Origin of the sequence: Phocaeicola faecicola, assembly GCF_013618865.1 — a bacterium.
Taxonomy (GTDB): Bacteria; Bacteroidota; Bacteroidia; order Bacteroidales; family Bacteroidaceae; genus Phocaeicola; species Phocaeicola faecicola.
Genome location: NZ_JABSOE010000063.1, coordinates 18087 through 27459 on the forward strand (window position 1 = coordinate 18087; position 9373 = coordinate 27459).

A 9373-nucleotide genomic window follows, 5' to 3' on the forward strand; every position below is an offset into this window, starting at 1 on the left:
GAAATTTGTTTTAATATGCGGTTTGATTTTATTTGTGGCAAGGGAATTTAGGTTTTATTTGGGCTTTGCAAGAATATATGACTCAAAAACTTATATTTGCCGGAGAGATAATCAGAAAGCATTATGGATTTGCAGTTTACGAAAATCGCGGTAAAGGTGGGCAGCAACGTGCTTACCCGCAAGGATGGAACCCTGGATATTACAAGAATGTCGGCCCTGGTCGACCAGCTGGCAGAGCTGCACAAGGAGGGGGTGGAGATTGTACTGATTTCTTCCGGAGCAGTGGCTTCGGGACGGGGAGAGATACGGCTTTCCCGGAAACTAGACAGCGTGGCACAGCGGCAACTGTTTTCGGCTGTGGGACAGGCCAAGCTGATCAACCGGTATTATGAGTTGTTCCGGGAACATGGGATTGCCGTCGGGCAGGTCCTCACTACGAAAGAAAGTTTTGCTACCCGCCGTCATTACCTGAACCAGCGCAACTGCATGCAGGTGATGCTGGAAAACGGTGTCATTCCGATTGTCAATGAAAACGATGCGGTGTCTGTCACCGAACTGATGTTTACCGACAATGATGAACTCTCCGGGCTGATTGCCACGATGATGGGAATGGAGGCCCTGATTATTTTGAGCAATGTAGACGGGATATACAACGGCTCTCCTTCCGATCGCGACAGTGCAGTCATCCGTCAGGTGGCTCCCGGAAAAAACTTGTCCGACTACATTCAGACCGAAAAATCCGGCCTGGGCAGGGGAGGCATGCAGACCAAGGTAGGGATTGCCCGTAAGGTGGCGGACGAAGGCATTGCGGTGATTATCGCCAACGGGAAAAAGGAGGACATCCTTCTCAATCTGATGCGGCATCCCGATACCACCTTATGTACCCGCTTCATCCCTTCGGAGGATAATGTGTCGAGTGTCAAGAAATGGATTGCCCATAGCGAGAGTTTTGCCAAAGGGGTACTGCAGCTGAATGCAGCGGCGGTATCTGCTCTGCGCCGTGAAGTGGCGGCCAGCATTCTTCCGGTAGGAGTCTCTTCGGTATCGGGTACCTTTGAAAAGGACGATATTGTAAGAATCGCAGACGATGCGGGCCGGCAGATTGGAGTGGGGCGGATCGCTGTCTCTTCGGAAGAGGCCCTGCGCCTGTTGGGGCAGCACGGACGGAAGGCTCTGGTGCATTGTGATTATCTGTATCTGGAAAATCTTTGACTCTTGCGGAGGACGGCATACGGTCCTTTCCGTCTGGACCTGCCGGGGGTACCGGCAGTGTCCGCCTGTCATTCGCAGTACGGGCTTGCTTGTGCCTCCATTGAAATCAAAGTGATACTCATGGATAGAGAAAATGTGTATTTTGATAAAAAATGACATCTTTCAAAAGAAAATAGTAGAAAAAATCTGGGTGATTGCATAATGTTTTGTAATTTTGACCACACAATTAAAAATCGAACTATGGATGAACAGATAAAACAAATCGCAGAACGTTTGAAAGGCTTACGTGAAGCACTTGACCTGACAGTGGAAGAGGTAGCCGCTGCCTGTGGAATTGCCGAAGAGCATTACCGGTCGCTGGAATCGGGAGAAAGTGACCTGTCTGTCAGTTTGCTGCAGAAAATTGCAACCCGGTACGGGGTTTCTCTTGATGTGCTGATGTTTGGGGAAGAGCCTAAGATGAGTGCTTATTTCCTTACCCGCCGCGGAACAGGGGTTTCTGTAGAGCGTACCAAGGCGTATAAATACCAGTCTCTGGCTTCCGGATTCAAGAACCGTAAGGCCGATCCGTTTATCGTGACGGTAGAACCCAAGCCGGAAGGTACTCCGATTTATTTCAATACACATACCGGACAGGAATTCAATCTGGTGATAGAGGGTAGAATGCTGTTGAATATCAACGGAAAGGAACTGATTCTTAATCCGGGAGACAGCCTGTATTTCGACTCCAGCAAACCGCATGGTATGTTGGCTTTGGATGGAAAGACCGTCCGTTTCCTGGCGGTAGTCATGCAGTAAGAGATAGTAAGGATAGCAAAAAAAATATATATGTTAGAAAGATTTTTAGAGCAGACAAGCTTTGTCTCTCAGGAAGATTTTAAGGAACATTTCCATATAAAGGTTCCTGAGAATTTTAATTTCGGATATGATGTCGTAGATGCCTGGGCACAGGAGTGTCCTGATAAAAAGGCGCTGCTATGGACAAACGATAAGGGAGAATGTATTCAGTTTACTTTTGCCGATCTGAAAAAACAGACCGATCTGACCGCCTCTTATTTTCAGTCGCTGGGTATCGGCAAAGGCGATAAGGTCATGCTGATCTTGAAGAGAAGATACGAGTTCTGGTACTCCATCATCGCTTTGCATAAGCTGGGAGCGGTGGTGATTCCGGCCACTCATCTGCTGACGAAAAAGGATATTGTATATCGCTGCAAGGCGGCTACTATCAAAATGATTGTGGCTGCGGGCGAGGAGGTGATTACCAAGCACATTATGGACGCGATGCCGGACTGCCCGAGCGTGGAGAAACTGGTCAGTGTAGGACCGGAGTATCCGGAAGGGTTTGAGGATTTCCATCAGGGACTGGCAAAGGCTGAGCCTTTCGAACGTCCGGAAGCCGTCAATACCAATGACGATATCATGCTGATGTACTTCACGTCGGGAACTACGGGCGAGCCGAAGATGGTGGCTCATGACTTTACCTATCCTCTGGGACACATTGCGACGGGAAGTTTCTGGCATAACCTGAGTGAGAACAGTCTTCACCTTACCATTGCCGATACGGGATGGGGAAAGGCCGTATGGGGAAAACTCTACGGACAGATGATTGCCGGTGCCAATATCTTTGTGTATGACCATGAGAAGTTTACTCCGGCTGATATCCTGCAGAAGATACACGATTACCGGATTACTTCGCTGTGTGCTCCTCCTACCATCTACCGTTTCCTGATTCGTGAGGATATTACCAAATACGATCTTTCTTCCCTGGAATATTGTACCACTGCCGGTGAGGCTCTGAATTATTCGGTGTACGAAACCTTCAAGAAGGTGACCGGTATCCGCCTGATGGAAGGTTTCGGACAGACGGAAACGACACTGACACTGGCCACTTTCCCGTGGATGGACCCGAAACCCGGAAGCATGGGTGTGCCTAATCCTCAGTATGACATCGATCTGCTGACTCCGGACGGACGTTCTGCCGAAGACGGAGAACAGGGACAGATTGTGATCCGTACCGGAAATGGCAAGCCGCTGGGACTGTTCAAGGAGTATTACCGGGCTCCGGAACTGACGCACGAAGCATGGCACGACGGTGTATATTATACCGGTGATGTGGCATGGCGCGATGAGGACGGATATTACTGGTTTGTAGGACGTGCCGACGATGTCATCAAGAGTTCCGGCTACCGGATCGGCCCGTTCGAAGTGGAGAGTGCCCTGATGACCCATCCGGCAGTAGTGGAATGTGCCATTACCGGAGTGCCCGATGAAATCCGCGGACAGGTGGTAAAGGCAACCATCGTGCTGGCTAAGGAATACAAGCAGAAGGTGGGTCCGGAACTGGTGAAGGAGTTGCAGGATCATGTGAAGCGTGTGACAGCTCCTTACAAGTATCCTCGTGTCATTGAGTTTGTGGACGAACTGCCTAAAACCATCAGTGGAAAAATCCGACGGGTGGAAATCCGCCAGAAGGATAAAGGATGATGATGCATCAATTCAATTTCCTATAAAAAAAGGCCTTTCGACGGGTAAAATTGCCTGTCTGGAGGCCTTTATTTCATTTTATGTTCTCTTTTTTTGAAAAAAAACGGGGAATTGTTTGCAGATTCAAAATATTGTGGTACCTTTGCATCCGCAAACGAGAATGAGACTCGGGCGTTTAGCTCAGCTGGTTCAGAGCATCTGCCTTACAAGCAGAGGGTCGGCGGTTCGAATCCGTCAACGCCCACCGCAAAAAGCAATTAGTCAAATTTTCCCTTTTGGGCGTTTAGCTCAGCTGGTTCAGAGCATCTGCCTTACAAGCAGAGGGTCGGCGGTTCGAATCCGTCAACGCCCACCTCAAAAGCGGAAACATACACATACATCGGGCGTTTAGCTCAGCTGGTTCAGAGCATCTGCCTTACAAGCAGAGGGTCGGCGGTTCGAATCCGTCAACGCCCACCGATAGGAAGCCTTGCAACTGCAAGGCTTTTTTTTCGTATCCCCTTTCCTGGTTCGGATTCCGGGACTTTTTATTCTGATTCTTCTTATTATTCTTATACTTATTCTTATGTTCTGACATATCGGTAAACAGTGGTTGCGGTAGTTTTGGGGTGAAATGGAGGTGGCCGCTTATTCTTTTAAAGTCCCCGAGGTATATTGTATCGGACGCTTGTCTGAAGAGGCGGGTAGCTCGTTTTTAAATAGTATCAGCATGATGGTTTTATTAGTTGACGCCGTGAATTAATAAAACGGCGGTGCTGAGCGGTGAGATCACGTTGCGGATTAATTTTTCTTTTAGCGGGTGACTTTTTTCTGTTGCCGGCCGCTTAATGTTTCAGTCGTTTTGGGAAATTGAATATCTGGTCTTTTATGAGAGGCTTTCCACCTGCTGGTGTTTGTTCAGCCAGCAGGTGATTGTGTAATTATTGAGGGGTGTATTGGTGGAGGTGCGATATACAAATAAAAAAAAGAGATTCCATTTGGAATCTCTTTATCTTGGTTGCGGAGGCCTGACTCGAACAGACGACCTTTGGGTTATGAGCCCAACGAGCTACCAACTGCTCCACTCCGCGATGTTTTATAAGTTTTTTTAGTTGCGGAGGCCTGACTCGAACAGACGACCTTTGGGTTATGAGCCCAACGAGCTACCAACTGCTCCACTCCGCGATGTTTATTTCTTAATTGCGCTGCAAAGGTACGGACTTTTTTTGAATTAAACAAGAAAATGTGTGATTTTATTTAAAAACTCATATTATCTTACGGGAAAGTAGGGGGTAAATTTGTTTGATAGAGATAAAAAGACTACTTTTGCTCAGATTATAAAGCATTGTGCAACAAAGTTAATAGATAAGATGACTGTATCAAAGACCCGGACCAAGCTTGTAGAAGTTGCCCGTCAGCTTTTTGCCCGAAAAGGGGTAGAGGCTACGACAATGAACGACATTGCTGTCGCTTCCAAAAAGGGTAGGCGTACATTGTATACTTACTTTAAAAACAAGGAGCAGATTTATCTGGCTGTGGCAGAGTCTGAGCTGGAGGTGCTTTCGGATACAATGGAAAAGGTGGCCCGCAAGCCGATTGCGGTCAACCAGAAGATTCTGGAACTCATTACTACTCATCTGGACCTGATCAAGATGCTGGTGTACCGTAACGGTACGTTGCGTGCCGATTTCTTCAGGGATATCTGGAGGGTGGAGGCAGTCCGCAAGCGCTTTGATGCTAAGGAAGTATCTCTCTTCCGCGAAGTGCTGCAGGAAGGCAAGGACATGCACCTTTTCGGAATCGATGACGTGGAAATCACTGCCGACATCCTGCATTACTGCATCAAAGGCATGGAGGTTCCGTACATTCGCGGTCAGATAGGGGAAAACCTGGACGATGAGACGGGCTGGAGATACGTGGCGAATATTGTTTACGGTGCTTTAGGATTCAAGGAAAAGGAAATAAAAGGAATTTAATCTTTAAAAATAAATCAATATGGGATTATTAACAGGAAAAACAGCCATCGTTACTGGTGCTGCTCGTGGTATCGGTAAGGCTATTGCATTGAAGTTTGCTGCCGAAGGTGCAAACATTGCATTCACAGACTTGGTTATTGATGAAAACGGAAAGAATACTGAAGCTGAAATCGCAGCTTTTGGTGTAAAGGCTAAAGCGTATGCTTCTAATGCTGCCAACTTTGAGGAAACTGCGAAGGTGGTAGAACAGATCAAGGAAGATTTCGGATCAATCGATATTCTGGTTAACAACGCAGGTATCACTAAAGACGGTCTGATGATGCGTATGAGCGAAGCTCAGTGGGATGCAGTAATCGGTGTAAACCTGAAGTCAGCATTCAACTTTATTCACGCATGTACTCCGATCATGATGCGCCAGAAGAGCGGAAACATCATCAACATGGCTTCTGTAGTAGGTGTACACGGTAATGCCGGCCAGTGCAACTATTCAGCTTCTAAGGCAGGTATGATCGGTCTGGCTAAGTCTATCGCTCAGGAACTGGGTTCTCGCGGTATCCGTGCCAATGCCATCGCTCCGGGCTTCATCATCACAGACATGACTGCAAAACTGTCTGACGAAGTGAAGGCTGAATGGGCTAAGAAGATTCCTTTGCGCCGTGGAGGTACACCGGAAGATGTAGCTAATATCGCATTGTTCCTGGCTTCTGACCTTTCTTCATACGTTTCTGGTCAGGTAATCCAGGTAGATGGTGGTATGAACATGTAATTAAAGCTATCTGTAAAAATATGTATGGGAATGGAGGATAGAGAGTTCCTGAAAGAATTCTTTGTCCTTCATTTTCTGTTTTATTAAGCCTATGACCGTAGTTTACGAGGATAATCATATAATTGTTGTCAATAAAACGGCTTCAGAGATTGTGCAGGGCGACAAGACGGGGGATGTGCCTCTGTCGGAAACAGTCAAGCAGTACCTGAAGGAAAAATACAATAAGCCCGGAAATGTGTTTCTGGGAGTGACACACCGTCTGGACCGTCCGGTGAGCGGACTGGTGGTCTTTGCAAAGACCAGCAAGGCGTTGTCGCGCCTGAACGATATGTTCCGCAACGGTGAAGTCAAAAAGACATACTGGGCCATTGTGAAGCAGTGTCCTCCCGAACCGCAGGGGGAACTGATGCATTATCTGGTGCGCAACGAAAAGCAGAACAAGTCGTATGCTTACGATAAAGAGGTAAAGAACTCGAAGAAGGCAGTATTGGACTACCGGCTGATAGGGCACTCAGAGAATTATTATCTGCTGGAGGTCGACCTGAAGACCGGCCGTCATCATCAGATCCGCTGTCAGTTGGCCAAGATGGGATGCCCGATCAAAGGAGACCTGAAATACGGCTTCCCGCGTTCCAATCCGGATGGAAGCATCTGCCTGCATGCGCGCAAGATTCATTTTATCCATCCCGTTTCCAAGGAACCGATTGATTTGGTCGCTCCGCTGCCCGAAGGAAATCTTTGGGGATGTTTTGCCGACTGATGTTCCGGAAAAGGAAGACTGTATGTAATCTTTTCAACGTATATAGAGAAAGGGCCTCCGGATGAGGAAAGCCCTTTCTTCGTTTTATGGCGGAAGGATATTTATAAAGCAAAGAAGGTATATCCTATCAGATTGTGCAGACTGATCTTTTCCAGCTCTGAAAGATTGGCAGGCTTGGTTAGTCCGTATTGTGTCCATATGTCGTCATATGCAATAGTAAAGACTATTTTATTCTTTTTACTGATCATATAGATATTGTCATTTTCCAGGCAAGTGCAATATTGATATCCGGAAGTGTCGGTCTGACTGAGGATCGCATTAAATTCAAAATTTCTATGAGGTAAGTTCTGTATGACTTCTGTAATATTTCTGTCGTCAAATATTGAAGGAACATATAAATAGTAATGTTTGGCTTTGACAGACAGACCGGAAAAAAAGTTTTTTCCAGTATCTATCATCTGATTGAAAACGGATTGGGCATGTTCATGTGTCACTGAAATTCCTGGAAGTACGGCATTGGCCAGTCTGATGTAATCTCCGTATTTGGTGACCAGAAATAAGGAGGCAAATCTCATGTCATTGCTTCCGTATGTTTCGAGAAACAGGCTGGGTTCTGATAGCTTTTTATTTTCGACTGCAATCTCTCCTTGAGTATATTTTCGTGCTTGCTCTTGAAAATTCTGTTCTATAAAAAATTCATAAAAGGGAATCAGTCCCCCTTCTCCGATTTGAGAAATAGCTAAGGATTCTTTGTTTTTCAATGATTTTGCCCATTCATTAAAATTAAGTTCTTGGAGATTTTCAATTTTACTGGGAGAGGTAAAGTTGTTGAATAGCCCTTCTCCACCAAAGGTCCGGAAAGAGACATGTATAGCAGAGAAGTTATTGGAAGAAAAAGAGAAATTCCCTTTTCCTTTATGTAATGATATATTTGTATCTCCTTTGCTTTCTTTTAAGGTCATCGAAGCACCTATGCTGTCATACATTTCCTGTTCTCTGTTCCTGTAATTTTTCTTTGATTTATAGTTCCCATGGTACAAGGCTGTCAGAGTACCTCCGGTCTCTATGCTGGAAATTAGAAAGTGTCCATACGTTTTCAGGATATTGCTCATAGGTTTGTGATATAGTTCTTTTTTAAACCGTGGATGGTAATAATTGGTCAGATCGATATTGGCTGCTCCCTCTGTTTGAATTAAGTGCAGGGAGTCTCTATAAATAATATTAAGTTGTCCATAAACGGAGTTTTCTTGCCTTACTGATGCTGCGTTGAAAATTTCAGTAAACGTCTTTTTGCTTCCAGCTCCGAACAGGGCTCCGATTATAGGTATATTTGAAATGGAAAATCCTCCTTTGATGGTTTTACTTACATGAACGGATTGTGCATATGTATTGAAATCGGTGTAAGTAGCGATGTCTGATATCCAACTGTGGATGTCTCTTGAATGTATTAGGTCCATTTCTTGGTTATGTTCCGCTTCTTGAATAATTTTTTTTAGATCTAATACGGGTAGAGTGATGTTGGATATATCAAATAACGGGAGGCGGACAGGGCTAAATCCTTGTCCTAAATATTCATATTTATATAAAATTTTGCTTCTGCTTTCTTCTTCAGGAGTATATTGGAGCTCAAGTTTTAAAGGAAATGAAGAATCTCTTTTCCTTATGACAAAGTTTTCCGTTTTTACTTCCACTTTATTCTCTGCGGTATTTTCCACTGTGGTACTTTTAACTGTCGTAAATTCTGTTTCTTTAGTGCAGGCAGCTAGCTGCAAGATAAAGATTGAGCATAAAAAAATTTTTTTCATAATGTATTAGTCTAGTATTATTTTAATAAAATGTATATTTTCTATATTATCTATTATGTTATAATTATAGAAATGAAAAATTAGTTTTTATGTATATTCCTTTAATTAAAAGCTGTTTATCAAAGTACTGAGGAAAGTGGTGGAAATGTTCTTATGTTGAATATATATGCAAAAATATCTATTTTGAGATTGTAATCAATATCTAAATCCTTAATTTTCTATAAATGATAAGTGTGGTAATATAATAGAAAGTGGTTTGTTGTCGGCTCAGTATAAAATCTTGGGGGATTAACAATAGTAATCTTTTTAAGCATATACATTGGCTAGCCTGAAGAGAAAGAATCTTGTATCCACGACTCCTCTGAATGATGCCCTGAATGCTTTTATCTTT

Annotated in this window: 7 protein-coding genes and 5 tRNA genes; 9 read left to right on the forward strand and 3 right to left on the reverse strand. The window is 44.7% G+C overall.

The window, feature by feature from the left end:
* Positions 1–123: 123 nt before the first annotated feature.
* From proB to H3001_RS15180, 6 genes are all read left to right on the forward strand, one after another.
* Positions 124–1212 carry a glutamate 5-kinase gene (gene proB / locus H3001_RS15155; RefSeq protein WP_181215374.1) on the forward strand — a complete coding sequence of 363 codons (1089 nt, stop codon included), beginning with the start codon at positions 124–126 and terminating at the stop codon, positions 1210–1212.
* Positions 1213–1452: 240 nt separating this feature from the next.
* Positions 1453–2010: a helix-turn-helix domain-containing protein gene (locus H3001_RS15160; protein WP_181215375.1), complete on the forward strand. Its 558-nt coding sequence runs from the start codon at positions 1453–1455 to the stop codon at positions 2008–2010.
* A gap of 30 nt (positions 2011–2040) precedes the next feature.
* A complete protein-coding gene (locus H3001_RS15165) occupies positions 2041–3696 on the forward strand; it encodes an AMP-binding protein (protein WP_181215376.1) in 1656 nt (551 codons plus the stop codon).
* 169 nt (positions 3697–3865) lie between these two features.
* Positions 3866–3940, forward strand: a tRNA-Val gene (locus H3001_RS15170).
* Positions 3941–3973: 33 nt separating this feature from the next.
* Positions 3974–4048, forward strand: a tRNA-Val gene (locus tag H3001_RS15175).
* A 29-nt stretch (positions 4049–4077) separates the two neighbouring features.
* Positions 4078–4152 (forward strand) — tRNA-Val (locus H3001_RS15180).
* Between the two features lie 538 nt (positions 4153–4690).
* Here H3001_RS15180 and H3001_RS15185 read toward each other — a convergent pair.
* Positions 4691–4766: transfer RNA gene (locus H3001_RS15185), tRNA-Met, on the reverse strand.
* 21 nt (positions 4767–4787) lie between these two features.
* Positions 4788–4860 (reverse strand) — tRNA-Met (locus H3001_RS15190).
* A 185-nt stretch (positions 4861–5045) separates the two neighbouring features.
* Between H3001_RS15190 and H3001_RS15195 the strand changes: the two genes are divergently transcribed.
* The 3 genes from H3001_RS15195 to H3001_RS15205 all read left to right on the forward strand — a co-directional run bounded on the left by H3001_RS15195 (position 5046) and on the right by H3001_RS15205 (position 7177).
* The gene (locus tag H3001_RS15195; RefSeq protein WP_178245630.1) at positions 5046–5651 is read left to right on the forward strand and encodes a TetR/AcrR family transcriptional regulator; all 606 of its coding nucleotides are present in this window, start codon (positions 5046–5048) and stop codon (positions 5649–5651) included.
* Between the two features lie 19 nt (positions 5652–5670).
* A complete protein-coding gene (gene fabG, locus H3001_RS15200; RefSeq protein WP_178245632.1) occupies positions 5671–6417 on the forward strand; it encodes a 3-oxoacyl-[acyl-carrier-protein] reductase in 747 nt (248 codons plus the stop codon).
* A gap of 91 nt (positions 6418–6508) precedes the next feature.
* Entirely contained in the window at positions 6509–7177 is a 669-nt protein-coding gene (locus H3001_RS15205) for an RluA family pseudouridine synthase (protein ID WP_178245634.1), read from the forward strand.
* Positions 7178–7278: 101 nt separating this feature from the next.
* Here the strand turns inward: H3001_RS15205 and H3001_RS15210 are convergent, their stop codons facing one another.
* Complete coding sequence (locus tag H3001_RS15210) at positions 7279–8982, reverse strand: MACPF domain-containing protein (RefSeq protein ID WP_178245636.1); 1704 nt, start codon at positions 8980–8982, stop codon at positions 7279–7281.
* Positions 8983–9373: the final 391 nt, after the last annotated feature.